Source organism: Leptolyngbya sp. FACHB-60 (assembly GCF_014695775.1).
Taxonomy (GTDB): Bacteria; Cyanobacteriota; Cyanobacteriia; order Phormidesmidales; family Phormidesmidaceae; genus Nodosilinea.
Window position 1 is genome coordinate 1 of sequence record NZ_JACJOX010000056.1, and the last position, 19,015, is coordinate 19,015.

At 57.7% G+C, this 19,015-nt stretch carries 17 protein-coding genes and 1 pseudogene; 6 read left to right on the forward strand and 12 right to left on the reverse strand.

From position 1 onward, the window contains the following. Window positions 1-108: 108 nt before the first annotated feature. The 5 genes and pseudogenes from H6F57_RS20615 to H6F57_RS20640 all read right to left on the reverse strand — a co-directional run bounded on the left by H6F57_RS20615 (window position 109) and on the right by H6F57_RS20640 (window position 3,105). On the reverse strand, window positions 109-471 hold the full coding sequence (locus H6F57_RS20615) for a PepSY domain-containing protein (protein ID WP_190626899.1): 363 nt from the start codon (window positions 469-471) through the stop codon (window positions 109-111). 27 nt (window positions 472-498) lie between these two features. Further along, a pseudogene (locus H6F57_RS28430) lies at window positions 499-1,482 on the reverse strand (PepSY domain-containing protein). Between the two features lie 259 nt (window positions 1,483-1,741). Continuing rightward, window positions 1,742-2,152, reverse strand: a complete 411-nt coding sequence (locus H6F57_RS20630) for a DUF3037 domain-containing protein (protein WP_190626904.1) — start codon at window positions 2,150-2,152, stop codon at window positions 1,742-1,744. Beyond that, entirely contained in the window at window positions 2,130-2,906 is a 777-nt protein-coding gene (locus tag H6F57_RS20635; protein WP_190626906.1) for a HipA family kinase, read from the reverse strand. The genes H6F57_RS20630 and H6F57_RS20635 overlap by 23 nt, the downstream gene beginning before the upstream one ends. Before the next feature lie 22 nt (window positions 2,907-2,928). Then, complete coding sequence (locus H6F57_RS20640) at window positions 2,929-3,105, reverse strand: hypothetical protein (protein WP_190795040.1); 177 nt, start codon at window positions 3,103-3,105, stop codon at window positions 2,929-2,931. Between the two features lie 61 nt (window positions 3,106-3,166). Between H6F57_RS20640 and uvrB the strand changes: the two genes are divergently transcribed. Then, window positions 3,167-5,170 (forward strand): excinuclease ABC subunit UvrB, encoded by a 2,004-nt coding sequence (gene uvrB, locus H6F57_RS20645; RefSeq protein ID WP_190626909.1) that lies wholly within the window; start codon window positions 3,167-3,169, stop codon window positions 5,168-5,170. Here uvrB and H6F57_RS20650 read toward each other — a convergent pair. The 3 genes from H6F57_RS20650 to recO form a co-directional block, all read right to left on the reverse strand. Continuing rightward, entirely contained in the window at window positions 5,167-6,324 is a 1,158-nt protein-coding gene (locus H6F57_RS20650; protein ID WP_190626911.1) for a glycosyltransferase family 4 protein, read from the reverse strand. The two genes, uvrB and H6F57_RS20650, sit on opposite strands and share 4 nt — an antisense overlap. Window positions 6,325-6,468: 144 nt before the next feature. Further along, entirely contained in the window at window positions 6,469-7,941 is a 1,473-nt protein-coding gene (locus H6F57_RS20655; RefSeq protein ID WP_190626913.1) for an MFS transporter, read from the reverse strand. 47 nt (window positions 7,942-7,988) lie between these two features. Further along, window positions 7,989-8,828 carry a DNA repair protein RecO gene (recO, locus tag H6F57_RS20660; protein WP_190626915.1) on the reverse strand — a complete coding sequence of 280 codons (840 nt, stop codon included), beginning with the start codon at window positions 8,826-8,828 and terminating at the stop codon, window positions 7,989-7,991. 288 nt (window positions 8,829-9,116) lie between these two features. Between recO and H6F57_RS20665 the strand changes: the two genes are divergently transcribed. The 3 genes from H6F57_RS20665 to H6F57_RS20675 all read left to right on the forward strand — a co-directional run bounded on the left by H6F57_RS20665 (window position 9,117) and on the right by H6F57_RS20675 (window position 11,240). Continuing rightward, window positions 9,117-9,302 (forward strand): NAD(P)H dehydrogenase subunit NdhS, encoded by a 186-nt coding sequence (locus H6F57_RS20665; protein ID WP_190626916.1) that lies wholly within the window; start codon window positions 9,117-9,119, stop codon window positions 9,300-9,302. An 8-nt stretch (window positions 9,303-9,310) separates the two neighbouring features. Next, on the forward strand, window positions 9,311-9,967 hold the full coding sequence (locus tag H6F57_RS20670; protein ID WP_190626918.1) for an HAS-barrel domain-containing protein: 657 nt from the start codon (window positions 9,311-9,313) through the stop codon (window positions 9,965-9,967). 91 nt (window positions 9,968-10,058) lie between these two features. Beyond that, the gene (locus H6F57_RS20675) at window positions 10,059-11,240 is read left to right on the forward strand and encodes an FAD-binding oxidoreductase (protein WP_190626924.1); all 1,182 of its coding nucleotides are present in this window, start codon (window positions 10,059-10,061) and stop codon (window positions 11,238-11,240) included. Here the strand turns inward: H6F57_RS20675 and murB are convergent. After that, window positions 11,237-12,148 carry a UDP-N-acetylmuramate dehydrogenase gene (murB, locus tag H6F57_RS20680; RefSeq protein ID WP_190626926.1) on the reverse strand — a complete coding sequence of 304 codons (912 nt, stop codon included), beginning with the start codon at window positions 12,146-12,148 and terminating at the stop codon, window positions 11,237-11,239. The genes H6F57_RS20675 and murB overlap by 4 nt on opposite strands. Before the next feature lie 59 nt (window positions 12,149-12,207). Then, on the reverse strand, window positions 12,208-13,725 hold the full coding sequence (gene murC / locus H6F57_RS20685) for a UDP-N-acetylmuramate--L-alanine ligase (RefSeq protein ID WP_190626928.1): 1,518 nt from the start codon (window positions 13,723-13,725) through the stop codon (window positions 12,208-12,210). 543 nt (window positions 13,726-14,268) lie between these two features. Between murC and H6F57_RS20690 the strand changes: the two genes are divergently transcribed. Continuing rightward, a complete protein-coding gene (locus H6F57_RS20690) occupies window positions 14,269-15,282 on the forward strand; it encodes a type I glyceraldehyde-3-phosphate dehydrogenase (RefSeq protein ID WP_190626930.1) in 1,014 nt (337 codons plus the stop codon). 104 nt (window positions 15,283-15,386) lie between these two features. Here H6F57_RS20690 and H6F57_RS20695 read toward each other — a convergent pair whose 3' ends face one another. Continuing rightward, window positions 15,387-16,343, reverse strand: a complete 957-nt coding sequence (locus tag H6F57_RS20695) for a tetratricopeptide repeat protein (protein ID WP_190626931.1) — start codon at window positions 16,341-16,343, stop codon at window positions 15,387-15,389. Between the two features lie 369 nt (window positions 16,344-16,712). Between H6F57_RS20695 and H6F57_RS20700 the strand changes: the two genes are divergently transcribed. Continuing rightward, entirely contained in the window at window positions 16,713-18,332 is a 1,620-nt protein-coding gene (locus tag H6F57_RS20700) for a radical SAM protein (protein ID WP_190626932.1), read from the forward strand. A 105-nt stretch (window positions 18,333-18,437) separates the two neighbouring features. Here H6F57_RS20700 and H6F57_RS20705 read toward each other — a convergent pair whose 3' ends face one another. Beyond that, complete coding sequence (locus tag H6F57_RS20705) at window positions 18,438-18,893, reverse strand: pentapeptide repeat-containing protein (protein WP_347279978.1); 456 nt, start codon at window positions 18,891-18,893, stop codon at window positions 18,438-18,440. Window positions 18,894-19,015 lie beyond the last annotated feature (122 nt).

Sequence of the window (19,015 nt, forward strand, 5' to 3'; positions counted from 1 at the left end):
ACGACATCAGGGGTGTGACACGTGGGGCAGTAAATGGGTTCGAGAACCATGAGTGGAGAGCGGGTTCGGGACTCTTCGTATTTTGTCCCAATACACAGGTCTAGAACACTACCCAACGATTGCCAATGGAATGCGCCAGTTCTGTACATGGGCAGGCATGGCGGGGGCTCCAATTAGCCCAGCACTTTGGGGTCGACGTTGCCACCACATAACAACTCCGGTGATGGCTAGCAGCATCACGATCAACGCCGCCACCAGCATGAGCAACTGATTGGCGAACCCAAAATATCTCCCCATGTGAATGGCTGTTCCCATCTCTACGGCTTTAGGAACCAGACCATAATCTTTCCAGCGCACATCCGCCAGCACGGTACCGCTGTACTGATCAACATACAGAGTCACTTCCTGGGTTGGATCAGGAGGGAAGGCCGAAATCGTAAATACCCCGGTCTCTCCTGCCGGCAACGTCACATTATAGCCAGGAGGTGTGCCTTCAGCCTACGCTAGGGCGATCACAGCATCAAGGCTAACGGGGGTGCCAGTGGCCAGCTTCTGAGTCGGTGTCGGCCCGGCATGGTGACCCGAGTGATCAGTTTGGCCCGAGGGAGCAGATTGAGGTATAGGTAGCTGTTCTACGGCCCAGGGCACCACCTGACCCCGCTGGTTGAGCGAGCCTGTCAACACAGCAGATTGAGGAATGTCGTCCCACATTTGGGCCGGAAACTGACTCGACACTTGGGCAAAGGTGTCGCCCCAAAAACCAGTCCAGGGTAAGCCGGTAAGAATCAGAAAACCAATTAGAAGAACGCCATAAAACCCCGGTACGGCATGTAAGTCTCACCAAAATATTCGTTTGTTCTGGCTCCAGAGGCGGGGAATTAATGTGCCCAAAACAGCAAACTTTTGGCGCGGCCACCACAAATAAAGCCCTGTGATTAGCAGCACTAAACCCCAACAGGCGGCTAGCTCAACTAAATAATCCCCTAGCTTGCCAATCAGTAACTCGCCGTGAATCTTTCGGGCGATCGCCTGCAAATTACTGTCCTCATCGCGATCGCCCAAAAGTTCACCGCTGTAAGGGTTAACGAACACCATGAGGTTGCGTTCGTCCGCCGTGGTCAACAGTACTTCACTACTGCGATTTGCGGCAGCAGGGGGCGTAACCTGAGTAATTACAGCTGTGGGATACGCGCTTTCGACGGACTGTACCTGCTCAACGTAGGACAGCGTCGCCAGGTCAGGCTGCACAAACATGAGGTTGTTGTACATGGCCGCATCTAGCTGGGGCTTAAACAGATAAATAATGCTCGTCGCGGCTAGAATCACCATGAAGGGAATCACAAACAACCCAGCATAGAAGTGCCAGCGCCACACCGTACGGTAAAACCGATTGCCAGGCGATAGAGCTGCTGGGGATTGATTTACGGCCAGGTTGGAGGGATTCATGCCGGTATTTGCCAAAGCCAAGACTCCGATTAACATGCCTGATGCGCAGAGATGTTGTCAAAAGACACAGCGTCAATTCGTTACACGCCATCCGACATGAGAAACCCCAATTCAAAACAGGTAGCCTGTGGGGGCATTGCACTACAATGCTCCTACCAATCAGCGGTTAGCCAGACAGGATTCGGTATTACACGTTGTTATTCTTTCAGCAGCACCTCATCGCTAAACCGCTTTAGCCCCAGCCGGAGGATGCTAAAGCTAGGCATTCACCCAAACATTCAAAAGATTAGCAGGCTCAGCTTTTCTTCAGGGGAAACTGGAGTGGACGCACCATAGTGGCCAGCAGGTGTTCGATCACAGCCGATAGATCTCTACATAGACCGGTATGCACCCGTGAGGTTTGAATGATCGTGCTGCGGGGGGCAACCAGCCAGCCAAACCGTTCTCGCTGGGGCAGTTGACCAATGGGGCCTGCCTGAATTTCGCCAGCACAAATAATCGGAATGGTGTTTAAATAACCTTCGACTGTTTCTAAATCTAGGGTAGGGTCAAGGGCGAGCAGCCGTTGCGAATTGAGTTCAATTTTGGCTTCGAGAAATTTGCGGGTGGCGCATGAAACAATCACACCTACGTTGACAAACTCTTCTCGCTCAACCTTAGGCACCACACGAACGATGGCGTAATCATAGGTGACCTGATCGTGCACGAATGGCCTCCTCTAAAAAAGCGTGGGGTGGCTCTAGCCGCTTCAGCAAATACTCAATATAAGCCTCGCGGTGGTGTTGGCTATTCGTAAAAGGAGAGCCCTCGAGCAGCCAGGGCTCTGGAATTAGGTTGACGATGCCAGTGATAACATCTGGCGTTAGCTGGGCCGTCATGGTGGCATCAATCGCTTGCAGCTGGCTAGCAAACCGCAGCAAAACGTGGTCTTTGATGCCGGGGAAGGGGGTGCGGCTGCGCTCTAAGTAGTTGTTCCAACTGTGGTGAAAGTAAAGGGCAACGCCGTGATCAATCAACCAGAGGCGGCGGTGCCACATCAGCATATTGGTGTTGCGGACGGTGCGATCGATATTGGTGACGTAGGCATCGAGCCAGACAATGGCCGAGGCCAGGGCGGCATCGGGCTGTTGGGCAACGGGGTCAAAGGTGATGGAGCTGGGCAGGTAGTCGAGGGCCAGGTTGAGGCCCACACTGGCTCGAATCAAATCTTGAATTTCGGGGTCGGGTTCGGTACGGGCCAGTTCAGCATCGACTTCGATCAGGACAATTTCGGGCACCAGCAGACCGAGGACCCGCGCAATTTCTCCAGCCACGAGTTCAGCAATCAGAGATTTGACCCCCTGACCGGCACCCCGAAACTTCAGCACATACATGCCATCATCGTCAGCTTCCACAATGGCGGGGAGAGAGCCTCCCTCCCGCAGAGGAGTGACGTATCGGGTGGCAACAACGGTTCGCAAATGGATTCTCGGTTACAAAGCCTCAGCCCATTTTAATGGAACCGACCGTCGCTATCGCCCCAGGCAGGGGCTGGCGCAAAAAGGTATTGAGCGGTTTGCTCAGGCTGAAGGGGTAACGAATGCAGGCGCTAAGGGCGATCGCCCGCTGGCTACAATCCCTACCCAGATAGCCCGGTTGGGTAACTGCCGTAACCACCATCTGGGGCAAAATCAGGCATCATGAAGAAGCGTAGTAGTGTCTTTGTACCGATTGCTGACCTATGGGCGACTTCAACATTCAGGCTCCCTTTGAACCTGCGGGAGACCAGCCAAAGGCGATCGCGGGCCTGACCAAGTTTCTGCAAGACAACACCAAGTACCAAACCCTGTTGGGGGCCACGGGCACGGGCAAAACCCACACCATCGCCCGCGTTGTTGACAACATTGGCAAGCCGGCTCTGGTGCTGGCCCACAACAAAACCCTCGCCGCCCAGCTCTGCAACGAGCTGCGCGAGTTTTTCCCCGACAACGCCGTCGAGTATTTCATTAGCTATTACGACTACTACCAGCCCGAGGCCTACATTCCCACCACCGACACCTACATCGCCAAAACCGCCTCGATCAACGACGAGATCGACATGCTGCGGCACTCGGCCACCCGCTCCCTGTTTGAGCGCAAAGATGTGATTGTGGTCGCCTCGATTAGCTGCATCTACGGTTTAGGTATTCCGTCGGAATACCTAAGAGCCTCAATTCCGCTGCATGTGGGCATGGAAGTCAACCAGCGCCAGGTGCTGCGCGATCTGGCCTCGATTCAGTACGAGCGCAACGATTTAGACCTGGGCCGAGGCAAGTTTCGCGTTAAGGGCGACGTGCTGGAGATTGGCCCTGCCTACGAAGACCGCATCATTCGCATTGAGTTTTTTGGCGACGAGATCGACGCCGTGCGCTACGTTGACCCGATCACCGGGGCCACTCTGCGAAGCATGGAAGGGCTGAGCATTTACCCCGCCAAGCACTTTGTTACCCCCGACGATCGCATCGAAGAAGCCTGTCAGGCGATTAAAGATGAGTTGCTAGAGCGTCTAGCGGAGCTAGAGAAAGAGGGGAAGTTACTGGAGGCCCAGCGGCTGGAGCAGCGCACCCGCTACGACCTAGAGATGATCCGCGAGGTGGGCTACTGCAACGGGGTGGAAAACTACGCCCGTCATTTAGCTGGTCGCAAAGCTGGCTCACCGCCGGAGTGTCTGCTCGATTACTTCCCTAAAGACTGGCTGTTGGTCATTGACGAGTCCCACGTCACCATTCCGCAGATTCACGGCATGTACAACGGCGATCGCAGCCGCAAGATGGTGCTGATCGACCACGGCTTTCGCCTCCCCAGCGCTGCTGACAACCGCCCCCTCAAGGCTGAAGAATTTTGGGACAAGGTGAACCAGTGCATTTTTGTCTCGGCCACCCCTGGCAATTGGGAGATGGAAATCTCAGGCGGCAAAGTGGTTGAACAAATCATTCGCCCGACCGGCGTGCTCGACCCGGAAATCTTTGTGCGCCCCACCGAAGGCCAGGTCGATGACTTGCTGGGCGAAATCAAGGAGCGGGCTGCCCGCCAAGAGCGGGTGCTGATCACCACGCTGACCAAGCGCATGGCCGAAGACCTCACCGACTATTTCGACGAGCACGGCATTAGGGTGCGCTATCTGCACTCCGAGATTCACTCCATCGAGCGCATTGAGATTATCCAAGACCTGCGGGAAGGGCTTTACGACGTGCTGGTGGGGGTCAACCTGCTGCGGGAAGGGCTCGATCTGCCGGAGGTTTCCCTCGTGGCGATCTTGGATGCCGATAAAGAAGGGTTTCTGCGGGCCGAGCGATCGCTAATTCAAACCATCGGTCGCGCTGCCCGCCACGTGCGCGGTCAGGCGATTCTCTACGCCGACAACTTGACTGACAGCATGGCCAGGGCGATTAGCGAAACTGAGCGTCGCCGCGCCATTCAAACTGCCCACAACGAGGCGAACGGTATTACCCCCACCTCAATCATTCGCCGCAACAGCAACTCGATTCTGTCGTTTCTCGAAGTGTCGCGCCGCCTCAACGCCCACGAGCTAGAAGAGGTCTATGAACATAAGGAAGAGCTGCCGCTGGAGGAGATTCCAGAACTGATTGGTCAGTTTGAGAAGCAGATGAAAGAGGCCGCGAAGAATTTGGACTTTGAAGAGGCGGCTAAATTTCGCGATCGCATCAAGTCACTGCGCGATCAGCTCTTGGGCAAGCGAGCTTAGGCCCGCTGCCCACACACCAGCCGTTGTTCCGCCATCACCTGACTGTACATAGTCTCTAAGGCCGAAATGTTGTCCTTTAGGGTGTAGCGCTGAAGCACCCGCTCGCGGGCCTTATACCCCAAAAGCTGGGTAATTTCGGGATGATCGCGCAAAATCGGCAGAATGGTTTGTAGCTGAGTTGACACCCGCTGGGTATCGAGCACAATGCCCGCTCCCTCTGCCAGTACTTCGCCATCGGCCCCGGCATCGGTGGCAATGCAGGCGGTGCCGCAGGCCATCGCTTCCAGCAGCGACAGCGACAGCCCTTCTACTAGGGACGGCAAAATGAACCCATCCGCTGCACGCAAGATGTCGATGCGGCGCTGCTCGTTGGCCAGATAGCCCAGCCAGATAATGTCATCCTCGTCGCCGTAGTATCGCTTGAGCGACGCCTCTAGAGGGCCGCTACCGACGATCGCCAGTTTGCAGTCTGGCCCCATATCGGCTTGACGCCAGCCCCGCAGCAGGGCTTCCACATTTTTCTCGAGCGAAATGCGCCCCTGGTAGACAAATAGCTGGCGAGCGTAGAGATCAGCCTTGACGGCCGATGGCCCCGGCGAGTAGCGGCGCGTATCGACCCCGTTGGGAATAACGACCAGCGTAGGGTCGGGCACCCCAAGCTTAGTCAGCAGATCGCGCTGCAAGTCTGAGAACACAATGACGCGATCGTAGTTAGCTAGGCAGGGAGCATAGAGCTGGTAAGTGAGGTGCTGGGTGCCCGAGGTCAGGCTGCGCACCCGGCGATCGAAGGCCGGGTGAAAGGTGGCCACCAGGGGAATATTTAGCTCGGCGCAGATCTCTGGCAGTCGAAAATCGAGCGGCGATAAGGTCAGCGACGCATGCACTACGTCGGGCTGGATGCGCTCTAAGGTCTCTGCTAGCAGCTTGCCTGACTTCAGCGAAGGAATGGTGAGAATCTGCGACTTGAACAGAAAGGGCAGCGGCACTTCCTGCGATCGCTCTGCATAGCTTCCCCGGTTGTGGCCATCCTGAGACTGGGCAAAATGGAGAAAGGTCACCCGATGGCCGCGTTCAAGCAACGCATTGGTGACCTCTCGGCCGTAGGTAACGTTGCCGCAAAAGGGCGATTTTTTGCCAAGCCACGCGATGTGCATGCAGTCTAGCGTTTATCCATAACAACCTAAACCAGCGCTAGCCGAATGCCGCCGCGATTTGCGCAGCGTTCGGGACCGACTCGGAACGAGTATCCGTTCCGGAATCGCCCAGCCCGCAGATCTGTCTTTGGTAAAAAATGAAATTTAGCTTGGGGCCTGGGTCTTTCTCAGTGCTGTATCGGCAATATACCAGGTTACAACTCCCCCTAGTCCTACCAGGGCTCCCATGCCGACAAAAACATTAGCCAAACCCAGGTGCGCTTCTATCACACTGGCCAGGGCCAGCGGCAGGCTCAGGGCAATGTTGACCATGTTGTTTTGTAAGCCAAATACTTTGCCGCGCATGGCTTCCGGCGTTTTTTCTTGAATCAGGGTTTGCATCGGTATGCCGACAAAGGCCCCACACAGTCCCAGCGTGGCAATAATCGCCATCGAGGCCCACAACTGCTTAGTCGTCCAGGCCAGGGCAATCAGGCACACTCCCATCCCCACGGCACCCCACAGGCTCAGGTAGCGCCTCGGAAAGCGCGGCCCAAAATTCCCCACTAGTACGGCTCCTAGGCCCAGGCCCAGGCCACCCGCCGCCAGCAAAAAGCCAAACTGTGACGCCTTAATGGCCGGAATCATCTCTGCTAGCCGCACCGCTAGCACGGCCAGGGCCGCAAACACCGACGACAGCAGCACCAGCTGAATAATCGCCACTCGCACCTGCACCTGCTGCCCTAGATAGCGCCATCCGTCTTTAATATCGGCCCAAAATTGAGATATATCTTCGTGGGCAGCAGATAAATTTTCTTTTCCTGGATCCATCGTCATCAGGCATAGCCCAGCCACCATGTAGCTCAGGCCGACCAAAATAGCTGGGCCATTGTTGGCTATACCCAGGGCTAGCATCAGGCGATCGGCCAGAGCCAGCAGCGGTTCCCCCACGGCAAACCCCACAATCACCGAGGCCATCATCGTCGTGGTGTAAAGCGAGTTAGCTGAAAGTAGGTCTCCTTCAGCCACAATGAGGGGAATAATCGACTGCTCTGCCGGGGCAAAAAACTGGGTCAGAGTAGAGATCAAGAACGTTGCGACCAGCAGCAACAAAAAGGCTACCGGCAGCCCCATCACTGGCCCCCAGCCCGCCGTTAGCCAAATTCCTAGGGGTAGAGCAATCACCAGACCGCCGCGCAGCAGGTTAGACCACACCAGCACCGGACGTTTGCGCCAGCGGTCTACAAACACCCCCGCCAGCGCCCCAAACAGCACCGCCGGTATGGTAAACGCAATCATCACCGCCGAGACCCAGCCGCTAATGGTCTGTCCAGGGGTCTCGAACCGGGCGGCGATGATGGCAATCATCAGCACCAGATAGACCTTGTCGGCAAGCTGAGAAAACAGCTGCCCCGTCCACAAAATCAAAAAATTGCGATTCTTAAAAATAGCCCGAAACCCATTCTCAGGCTCTGGGTCAGTGGCCTCAGCGGCAGGATCAGCGGGCAAAGTGGCGGTTTGGGATTTGGAATCTGCCCCAGCGCCTAGGTCGGTGCCGTGGCCAGACCCGCGAGCCTCTGCCTGGGGCAAATAGTTTGCCTCGGTGGCTTCTGTATTAGCTTCAAACTCACGGAGCATGGGGTAACCAACGAACCTGGGCACTGGGCGGCGCAATATCCAGCAGTTTAAAGGGTAGCTAAACAGACATCAACTAAAGCCGCCGACCGAATAGGACGTTCAAAGTAGTTCTCAGTATATTCTCGCAGAAGCCGCTCGACTCGTGCCCATAGCTGCTGGGTTTTTCGGGTCGTAGAGTCTTTGTTCTCTAGCCCCATGGATAGTGTAGATAAAATTTCCGGCTTGGTGAGCTGCTGGAGCAGGGCCACATCGGTGGCAGTGAGCAGCAGGGGTCGCTTAAGGGGTTGACCGTAGTGGCCCTGTCCTTCACCGAGCTGAGTGACCCCGTCAGTCTGCACCAGTCCCCCAGCTTCGGAACTAAATTCTACTCGCCAAGTGGGGTCGAGCAAGTTGGGCACAATCTCAGTCCGGCTGAGAGTGCAGCGATGCACCTCTGGGGCCACCCCCGCCAGGGCCAGCAGGTGATATAACCCGTGGCACAAGGCCGCCAGCACCGCCCCTGACGAGGCCGTTTCAATGCGTTCTAGATGTTCTACGAAAAGATGAAACAGCTCGCTCTGGGGAGAGTCGCTGAGGGCCATCAGCAGCACGACCTCCGCCAGATACTGGCTGGCCGTGAGCCGGGCCAGGTGCCGGCTCAGCCCAGGAAAGGTGCGCACGGTTTCGGCCTGAATGAGCTTGTCGAGCCGCTTGCCCTTCACCACCAGGCATTCGTTAATTACAAAGAGATCGCTGCGTCCACCCAGCCGCGACTGGTGCTTGCGCGACCCCGGTGCCACCGCCCGCACCAGCCCAATCTCGGGGGTAAGGATGGTGAGCAGGCGATCGGTTTCCCCCAGGGGCATGGCCTTGAGGTTGATGCCAGTGGCTTTGTAGGTTTGGCTCATGGGGCAGTATGGGGCTAGAGCCTTAGCATAACGCTCTAGCCAAGTAAGGTTTAGCCTTGGGACGATTTGGCGGCGTAGAGGGCGATCGCACCCAAAGCCAGGCTAAAACTCAGGGAAAATTCTGCCCTGGCGACGGGCTTGACCTTGCCGCTCGATCGCACCAAAAAAACTGGAAACGCCCGTGGTCTGTGGAATTAGTCGACTCTAACCACGAAATACATTGACAGGAATAGGCCAGTTCAGCACATTGCCTTAAACTGTAGGGGCAGATCAAAAGCATTAGTTATCATGATTTTTCCTGGGGCTCCGGTTAAGGTGATCAATGTCAACGATACCTACTACGGTTTTCAGGGTCTGGTGCAGCGCATTACCGACGGCAAGGTGGCGGTACTGTTTGAGGGCGGCAACTGGGATAAGCTGATTACCTTTGAAATGTCTGAGCTAGAGCCGGTGAGCTCCGGCAAGCGGCGCTAGGTACTGCCATGCGCTTACCCCTGACCCAGACCACGGCCCAGGTGCGGCAGCCCGATCACATCGCCGAGGTGATTGAAACCGCCACCACCGAATTTTTGGCCCAGTGCCTGGAACCGGAGGCGCTAGCGTTTTCGGCCATGCCCCCCTTTGGCAGCTGGGTCACCGCCCTGGATGAGGAGTCGGGCAACACAGTCTACGGGGTGGTGTACCACGCCACCACCAGCCCGATAGACTCGGTTCACCGGGCGCGGGCATTGGGGCTGTCGCTCGAAGACCTGCGCCAGCAGCAGCCGCAGATTTTTGCCATGCTCAAGACCGAGTTTAAGGCGGCGATCGTGGGCTTTCGCGCCCCCGACCTGGCGGGGCGACCCCAGGGGCCAATCTTTCAGCACCTGCCGCCCCGACCGCCCCAGGTGCATCAGGCGGTGTATGCCTGCCCTCCTGAAGTAGTGGTTGAGTTCACTGAGCAGCTCGATTTTCTAAGAACTCTGCTGGCCATGGGCAGCGCCCCGGTCGATAGCCTAGTAGCGGCAGTGCTGCGCCACGGTTACCAGCTCCGCAAGCTCGATCGCGCCTGGCTGGTGCAGGCTGGCCGCACCCTGAGTATTTTTTTGAAGGATGACTACGATCGCCTACGCATTATTTTGGGGCAGATCTACGCCTGAGGGTGTCAGGAGTAAGGTCTATGGTTTCAGGTGAGGAACCTGCTGTTCCCTTAGACCCTAGACCCGATTACCTAAACCTTTTTCATTAACTATGCAAACCTTTGACTGGATTGTGGTCGGCAACGGCTTAGTGGGGGCAGCGGTCAGCTACGAATTGACCCGCCAGGGGCTGTCCGTGCTGCTGATCGATCGCGCCTTAGAGCCCGGCAACGCCACCCGCTATAGCTACGGCGGCATTCCTTATTGGTCGGGCAGCACGACCCTCACCCAGCAGCTCTGCCAGGAGGGTATTGCCAAGCAGCGCCAGCTCAGCGAAGAACTGGAGGCTGACACCCAATTCCGCGAGCTGGATTTGGTGCTGACCCTGGCGGCGGATGGCGACCCTGATGCCGCCGCCACAGTTTATGCCCACTGCGCAACGCCGCCGAACTTTGTGTCGGCCGCCGAGGCCCAGGAGTTAGAACCACTGCTGAATCGGGATGCGATCGCCGGAGCCTTTACCGTGCGCCACGGCCATGTCTCCCCGGTAGCCCTGGTCAGTGTCTATAACCAAGCGTTTCAGCGCCTGGGCGGCACCCGCATGATTGCAGCCGTGGTAGATGTGGTGCGGATCAAAGATCGCGTCACTGGCGTTTTAACCACCGAGCAAGCTTGCCCTGCGAAGAATGTGCTGGTGGCGGCAGGGGCCTTTAGCCGATCGCTGCTGCACCAGGCCCAGGTCAATATTCCGCTCTACTACACTCACGCCGAACTGATTGAAACGCCGCCGCTCGATCTCAAGCTGCGATCGCTGATTATGCCCGCCCAGACCCAGCGCTTTACCCTGGAATCTAAGGCGAGTCAGCCCGACACCGACGGGCAGTGGGATGAGCCGGGCCACGAGCTGACCCCTGCTATTCTCGACAGCGGAGCGATTCAGTTTTTAGACGGCCATGTCTGCCTGGGTCAAATCAGCCGCACGCTGACGGATCTGGATGCAGAGCTGGATGAAGTAGAGAGCGATCGCACCATGCGGGCCGCCATGGCGGCTCAAATTCCTGCCCTGGCCGATGTGCCGGGCACCTGGCGACGCTGCCGAGTCAGCTTTAGCGGCGACGGGCTACCTCTGGTAGGTGCCATCCCTGGCGTAGACGGTTTACACGTTATGGCCGGGTTTAGCGCCCCCTTTATATATTTGCCGCCGGTCGCCCAGCGCTTTGCCCAGGCGGTGGTGGGCGAGGCGGATCCTGCGATCGCGGCCATGGCCCTCGATCGCTTTGCCCAAGCCCTTTAAAGGATCGGAAACTCCCCCACAAACCTTACTTCGGTTTGCAGACGTACGGCCCAGCGGGCTTCTACCTCATCCTGCACGTGGCGAATCAGGTGTTGAATATCTGTGGCGGTGGCACCGCCCAGATTCACAATAAAGTTGGCGTGGCGCTCAGACACCTGGGCGTTGCCGATGCGGTAGCCCTTTAGCCCAGTTTTTTCAATCAGCGTCCCGGCTGTATGTGGGTAGGGGTTGCGAAACACGCTGCCGCAGTTGGGCATGTCGTAAGGCTGAGTCGCCCGCCGCTGGTTGAGCCCCGCCAGAGTGTTGGCCATCACCACCTTGGGGTCGTGCCCCGGCTCCAGCTGAAAGGTGGTATCCAGCACCACCCGCCGCCCACCCTGGAGGATTGAGGTGCGGTACTGAAATGCCAAATCAGCGGGCGTCAAAGTCACAATGCCAATCTCTGGGTCGAGCACGCTGGCTGAAACCAGCACATCTGCTGTGCAGCCGCCGTGGGCACCGGCATTCATCACCACCGCGCCGCCCACCGTGCCGGGAATGCCTACAGCCCATTCGAGGCCGCGACAGCCGCGCTTGGCGGCCTTCCAGGCTAGGGTGGGCAGCGGTTCACCCGCCGCTACGGTGACGCGACCTGTTTCGCCAAACTCAGTGCCGCGCCAGCGACGGGTGCAGAGCACCAGGCCAGGGATGCCGCGATCGCTGATCAGCAGATTCGACCCTGCCCCCAGCGGGGTGATCTTGAGGTTGGCCGCGATCGCCCAGTCTAAAGCCTGCTCCAGTTCGCTTTGGTGATGGGGCATCGCCAGCCACTCCGCTGGGCCACCTACACGAAACGTGGTTAGCTGCTGTAGCGACACCTGTGGTTTTAGGCAGACGAAATTAGGAGCGACTCCAAGGGTTTGGTTCATGGTCCCAGCTCTCAATAGTCGTTCCCCAGGCTAGTCAACTCCGTTGCGATCGCCGGTGCCTAACAGGCCTCTTGCAGCGAGGGCACCTCAGCGTCAGCATAGTAAGCCATCACCTGAGGAATAATTTGGTTGAGGTTGCCCGCCCCCATGAACATCACTAGGTCACCGGGCCGCAGACTGTGGGCCAGAGCTGCCTGAATATCATCTAGGGTGTGGCCGTATAGAACTTTCGGGTGGGCGTGGCCTACGGCATCGGCCAGCTGGCGACCCGAAACCCCAAAAGTATTCTTCTCACCCGCGCTGTAGATGTCGGCCATAATCACCTGGTCGGCATCGACAAAGGCATCGGTAAAATCGTTCAGCAGCGCTGCCGTCCGGCTAAATCGGTGGGGCTGAAACACTGCCACTACGCGGCGGTTATCCTGACGGCTGTCGGCCACCAGGGTCTGATCGGCTTTGATGCGGGCTGCCGCCAGGGTGGCGCGAATTTCGCTGGGGTGGTGGGCGTAGTCGTCAAAAAACTGAATGCCGTTGTAGCTGCCCCGGTGCTCAAACCGACGGCGAGCGCCGCAAAACTTCTCTAGCCCCTCGGCAATTTTATCAAAAGCAACGCCCAGGTGCCGCCCGACGGCCACGGCAGCTAAAGCGTTGCTGAGGTTGTGGCAGCCCAGCACTCGCAGTCGCAGCACACCCATCGGTTGGCCCAGCTCCCAAACCAGGGCTGAGGTGCCCTCAGCCCCAAACTGCAAGTCGGTGACATGGTAGGTCGCGCCGCTGTCGGGGCTAAGGCTATAGGTGACATCGGGGTTGAGGCTGGTGCGCACGACCTCGCAGTCGGCACTGGCAACCAGCAGGCCACACTGTCGCTGAAAGGTTTGAAAGATCTGCACCACGTCCTCAAGGTCGCGGTAGTGGTCGGTGTGGTCTAGCTCGATGTTGGTGACAATGCCAATGCTGGCCGACAGCTTCGCCAGGGTGCCGTCCGACTCGTCGGCCTCGGCAACCAGGTAGGGGCCATGGCCTAGGCGGGCATTGCCGCCCCAGCTCGACACCTCACCGCCCACCACAATGGTGGGATCGAGGTTGGCATGCAACAGCAGGTGGCCAATCATGCTGCTGGTGGTGGTTTTGCCGTGGGTGCCAGCAACGGCGATGCTGCTGTACTCGTGAATTAGGGCCGCTAGCAGGTCAGAGCGGTGCAGAATGGGGCAGCCCAGCTCTAGAGCCGCTTGATATTCGGGGTTGCGGGTGTCGATCGCGGTGGAACAAACCACTTGGGGAGTCGCGTTTGAGGCTATAGCTGGCGCAGCCACCGCTACGCTAGATCCGGTTCGACCGGCGGCGGTGAGGGCTGGATGGTTGGTGGTGAGAAAATAGCTCAGGTTAGCGGCTTCTTGCTGCCAAAAGATGTGGGCACCGGCCTCTTGCAGGCGACGGGTGATGTGGGTAAGGCGCAGGTCAGACCCCGACACGGGCAGGTTTCGCTTGGTCAAGATGTAGGCCAGTGCCGACATGCCAATGCCGCCTATCCCAATGAAATGAAAGGGTCTGCCGGTAAAATCTACGGAAATCGGCATCGTTACACTCCTTACAACACCACACCACACCAAGTGTCAGGCGTAATCATAGCAAGAATTGCCGAATTGGCCTAAACATCGGTATTAGCCTGGCTGGGCGGTCGTTTGACGGGCTTTCAATTGTGATCCCCGAGGGGGATGCGTTGCGCACGATAGTCTGATTAGCTCCTGAGATGCTGCCTCACCATAGGCTTACTGATCCTCAGCAGAGGAGCATGGGCAGGCATAGGTGCGCTTAGGCCCATCCTTTTCTATATATAAAACGCTCAACAAAAGCGCCTATCAGGACGGCATATCAATTTTCTATGTAAAACGAATGGATGAAGTAGAAATACTTATGCTGCTGCTAAGAACTAATCTCTATCGGTTGCCCATGGGTAAGGCGATCGCTTCCACCTGTTCATAGAGCTTTCAAAGGTTATTCGAAACTCTAAATAGATTCAGTTCAATGGCTGACCCCTATAAAGTGGATCATGCTTTGCGATATTATGGTGTCGTCTAAGAATAGATACCTAGTTCGACTACAACAGAGGGTTAAACGCAGTGGTTAGAGTAGCAATTAATGGTTTTGGCCGCATTGGCCGTAATTTTCTGCGCTGCTGGTTGACGCGCGAGAACAGCCAGCTTGAGGTGGTCGCTATTAACGATACGTCTGATCCTAAGACTAACTCCCACCTGCTGAAGTATGACTCGATGCTGGGTCGGCTAGACGCCAATGTCAGCGCTGGCGAAGACACGCTGATCGTCAACGGTAAGACCATTAAGTGCTACTCCGATCGCAATCCCAACAACCTGCCCTGGGCCGCCTGGGATATCGATCTAGTCATTGAGTCCACCGGGGTCTTTGTCAGCGAAGAGGGTGCCTCTCGCCACATCGAAGCGGGCGCGAAAAAAGTGCTGATCACCGCGCCGGGCAAGGGCGGCGGCATTGGCACCTACGTTATGGGCGTCAACCACCAAGAGTACACCCACGATCGCCACAACGTGGTCAGCAACGCCAGCTGCACCACCAACTGCCTGGCCCCCGTGGTCAAGGTGCTGAACGACACCTTTGGCATCATCAAAGGCACCATGACTACCACCCACAGCTACACCGGCGACCAGCGTCTGCTCGATGCTAGCCACCGTGACCTGCGCCGGGCTCGTGCCGCCGCGCTCAACATTGTGCCTACCACTACTGGGGCAGCTCAGGCTGTGGCGCTGGTGATTCCTGAAATGGCGGGCAAGCTGAACGGGATCGCCCTGCGCGTGCCCACCCCCAACGTGTCGGTGGTCGACCTCGTGGTTCAGGTAGAGAAGTCCGCGATCGCTGATCAGGTCAACCAGGCGCTGAAGTCCGCTGCCGAAGGCCCCATGAAGGGTATTCTGGCCTACAGTGACCTACCTCTAGTCTCCAGCGACTACCGCAAGACTGACGAGTCTTCGATCGTTGACTCTAGCCTGACCATGGTGATGGGCGGCGACATGGTGAAAGTGGTGGCCTGGTACGACAACGAGTGGGGCTATAGCCAGCGCGTAGTTGACCTGGCTGAGATGGTAGCGGCCAACTGGAAGTAGACAGCGGGGCTCCGCTAACTAAATTCCCTAAACCATTATAAAAAGGGGACCGCGATCGCGGCCCCCTTTTGTGTTCTAGAGAGGGAGATTTTAAGCGTGGTGGACTACATTGAGGTCAGCTCGGGCCGCAGCACCGCCACCCGCGCTTCGCTGAGGGCAACATAGCTGCGCTTGAGGTCATCGATCAGAACAGCGGCCCCTTTGGTGTCACCCAGGGCACAGGCGATCGACAGGTGGTGTTGGAGGTGCACGATCGCTCGGTTGTGGTCACCCATGGCAATGCTAGCCAGGGTGAGCTGGGTGAGAATGCGACGGTTGGTGCGGTTGTCGGTAGCTCCCGCGCCGCTTTCGCTGATGGCCAAAAAGCGCTCGTAGCAGTCGATCGCTTGGGGATGCTCTCGCAGGGTGAGATAGGTATTGCCCAGGTTTTGCAAAATCTGAAGCTGGGTGCTGCGATCGCCTAGGCCGGTGGCCATCATCAGGCTAGCTTCGTAGAGGGTGGCGGCCTGACGAGTGAGCCCCTTGGCGCGGTAGACCATAGCCAGGTTGTTGAGCGATCGCATTTCGCCGGGGCGATCGCCGACTTTCTTCGCTAGGGCCAGGCTTTGGCCCATGTACTCCAGCGCCCGCTGCAAGTTGCCTAAGTGGCGATAGCAGTTGCCCAAATGGCCTAGAGTCTGCTGCATGATGGCATCGTCGCCCAGTTCGCGAGCAATGCGCAGGCACTGCCGCCCGTAGTCTGCCGCCCACAGGTAGTCTGCCACCCGATAATACAGGCTGGCCAGAGTCAGCAACACCTTCGCCTGACGCTCTTTGTCGCCCAGGTTGCGGTAGCTCTGAAGCGCCTGCTGCAACAGAGATAGGGCCGGAGTGTATTGCCCTTTTTGCAGGTGGGCTAGCCCCTGCTTCAGCCACTGGGACGCTTCCGCCGCCTGGCACTGGTGGTAGCCCTCAGCAATGCGCTCGGCCTGGGCTAGCAGCGATGGATCTCGGGGCACGCTCACCGTAGTCTCGTCGGCAAGAATATAGGTGGGGCGAATGGGAGGCATAGAGGAAGTCATAGGCCGAAGCCGCAGTGCTGCGGTAGCGTTTAACGAAGTGTTATCACGGTAGGAGAGTCGGGTAGATCGCGTTGTCTTAATCGTAGGTTTATAGATCCTGAGTTGACACCGTGCTTTTACGACATCTTGGCTTGGGAAGACCTCACCTCCTGCGCAAATCAACTGATCTAAGCCGGGGTTTAGGGGAGCAGACGTATTGTTTTCTAACCTCACTTGGTCAATTAGTGGCTGTGTCGCTCTGGGCCTTGATAAAGCGTTGTTGTGCGGTCTGTAATTCTACCGATAGCTCTTGCCAATGCCTCTCGGGCTGGGTGAAGACGGCGGCCACTGATTACACTGGAGAAGCCTTAATTTGTAGTAACGTTGCCCGTGCCCTCCCTTCCCCTTCAGGATGAAACTCTGCTGTTTGAGCCCGTCACTCCCCAGGAGGGCGCGCTGGCGGTGGTGTTTGCCTTCCCCAACGAGTACAGCGTGGGCATTACCAGTCTGGGCTATCAGGTGGTGTGGGCCACCCTGGCCCGACGGGGCGATGTTCAGGTGAGCCGGCTGTTTACCGATGGTCATGAGCCGCTGCCTGCGGTGGTGGATGTGCTAGGTTTTTCGCTGTCTTGGGAGTTAGACTACGCCAACCTGCTAACGCTGCTAGAGCAGCTCGATATTCCATTGTTTGCAGGCGATCGCACCGCCGATCACCCTCTGATCTTTGGCGGCGGCCCAGTGCTCACGGCCAATCCTGAGCCCTTTGCCGACTTCTTTGACGTCATTTTGCTGGGGGATGGCGAGACTCTATTAGATGATTTTTTTGATGCCCTGATTGAGCTAAAGTCTGCCTCTCGCACTGAAACCCTGCGGCATCTGGCTACGGTGCCGGGGGTCTACGTGTCGTCGCTCTATACCGTCAGCTATGACGGCCCGACCGGCAGTGTGCGGGCAATTCATCCCGTCGATGTCGATATCCCCGCTGCGGTGCAAAAGCAAACCTACCGAGGCAACGTGTTGTCGGCTTCGACGGTGGTTACCCCCCACGCCGCCTGGGAAAACATTTTTATGGTGGAGGTGGTGCGCAGCTGCCCGGAGATGTGTCGCTTTTGCTTGGCCAGCTACCTGACGCTGCCCTTTCGCCCCGCCAGTCTAGAGGAATCCTTGATGCCTGCCATTGAGCGGGGGCTTGCGGTGACTAGCCGGCTGGGATTGCTCGGGGCCTCAGTCACCCAGCACCCAGAATTTGACACGCTGCTTGACTATTTAAATCGGCCCCAGTTTGACGATGTGCGGATCAGTCTTTCCTCAGTGCGGACGAACACCGTCACCCCCAAGCTGGCCGAGACCCTGACCCGCCACGACAGCCGCTCGATCACCATTGCGATCGAGAGCGGGTCAGAACGGGTGCGCCAGATCGTCAACAAAAAGCTCGAAACTGATGACATTGAGCGCGCTGCCATCAATGCCAAAGCCGGCGGTCTCAGCGCCATGAAGCTCTACGGCATGGCGGGCATACCCGGCGAGACCATGAACGACCTGGAGCAAACCGTCGCCCTGATGCTGCGGCTCAAGAAAGCTGCCCCTGGGCTGCGGCTCACCTTTGGGTGCAGCACCTTTGTGCCCAAAGCTCATACCCCTTTCCAGTGGTGCGGAGTCAACCGCGAAGCCGAAAAGCGGCTCAAGTATCTGCAAAAGCACCTGCGCTCCAAAGGCATTGACTTTCGGCCCGAGAGCTACAACTGGTCGGTAATTCAGGCGTTGATCTCGCGGGGCGATCGCCGCCTCGGCCCCCTGCTTGAACGGGTGCGCCACTATGGCGATAGCTTAGGCAGCTACCGCCGCGCCTTTAAAGACTTCCAGGGCCAGATTCCGCCGCTGGAATACTACGTCCATGAAGACTGGGATCTCGATCAACCCCTGCCCTGGGATCACCTGCTGGGGCCGCTGCCTAAGGCCACTCTGCAAAAGCACTTTGACTCGGCCGGGGTAGGGGCGATCGCAGTCTAAGGCGACCTTTAGAAAACTTTTTTCCTAATGGTGGGCAGTGCCCACCCTACGGTGGCTCCTTCGCTCTACCCATCCACCCATCCACCCGCCCACTCATCTACTTCTCTACCGGCAACCCAAGCTATCCCTAGTCGCCACCCCGGTAGTCTCATTCACCCCGTCGGCGTGCTTGCACATCTGCGCGGTCTGAAAGCGATCGACAATCGCCCCGGAGAAGTCAGCCCCAGTAATATTGGCATCGCCAAAGCTGCTGCTGGTCAGCAGAGCGTCGATGAACATGGCATTGGAAAGGTCGGCCCCGTCGAAGATGACGCGATCGGCAAAGGTGCCTGTCAAGTTAGCCCCCGCTAAATTAGCCCGCAAAAATGACGCCTTAGTGAGAATGGTTTTACTCAGGTCGGCTTTCTCAAAGTTGGCCTCCCGCATTTCTGCCGCCGCAAAAGAGGTGCCCGAAAGCTGCTTGCCCGAGAAGTCGCGGAAGCTGAGGTCGGTAAGGGTGTAATCGACCGTGTTGTCTTGGGCCTGGGCGGTGGGGGCAACGCCGAGCCACCCGGCAATCATGACGAGCAGGGCACAGACGACAGCAAAGGCTTGGGGGAGAGGAAGGAACATATCCGAGGCAACCGTAGGGTGGGCAAAGGACGCTAGCGCGTACCCATCAGATCTGAGATCGAGGGCTTGAT

Excerpts from the sequence above, each read along its gene's own strand:
- H6F57_RS20670 (WP_190626918.1), top strand. The coding sequence starts at position 9,311 with ATGCGCTTACCCCTGACCCAGACCACGGCCCAGGTGCGGCAGCCCGAT.
- H6F57_RS20640 (WP_190795040.1), bottom strand. The coding sequence starts at position 3,105 with ATGGTGGTTACGGCAGTTACCCAACCGGGCTATCTGGGTAGGGATTGT.
- H6F57_RS20675 (WP_190626924.1), top strand. The coding sequence starts at position 10,059 with ATGCAAACCTTTGACTGGATTGTGGTCGGCAACGGCTTAGTGGGGGCA.
- H6F57_RS20655 (WP_190626913.1), bottom strand. The coding sequence starts at position 7,941 with ATGCTCCGTGAGTTTGAAGCTAATACAGAAGCCACCGAGGCAAACTAT.
- recO (WP_190626915.1), bottom strand. The coding sequence starts at position 8,828 with ATGAGCCAAACCTACAAAGCCACTGGCATCAACCTCAAGGCCATGCCC.
- H6F57_RS20695 (WP_190626931.1), bottom strand. The coding sequence starts at position 16,343 with ATGACTTCCTCTATGCCTCCCATTCGCCCCACCTATATTCTTGCCGAC.
- uvrB (WP_190626909.1), top strand. The coding sequence starts at position 3,167 with ATGGGCGACTTCAACATTCAGGCTCCCTTTGAACCTGCGGGAGACCAG.
- H6F57_RS20705 (WP_347279978.1), bottom strand. The coding sequence starts at position 18,893 with ATGATTGCCGGGTGGCTCGGCGTTGCCCCCACCGCCCAGGCCCAAGAC.
- murB (WP_190626926.1), bottom strand. The coding sequence starts at position 12,148 with ATGAACCAAACCCTTGGAGTCGCTCCTAATTTCGTCTGCCTAAAACCA.
- murC (WP_190626928.1), bottom strand. The coding sequence starts at position 13,725 with ATGCCGATTTCCGTAGATTTTACCGGCAGACCCTTTCATTTCATTGGG.
- H6F57_RS20665 (WP_190626916.1), top strand. The coding sequence starts at position 9,117 with ATGATTTTTCCTGGGGCTCCGGTTAAGGTGATCAATGTCAACGATACC.
- H6F57_RS20650 (WP_190626911.1), bottom strand. The coding sequence starts at position 6,324 with ATGCACATCGCGTGGCTTGGCAAAAAATCGCCCTTTTGCGGCAACGTT.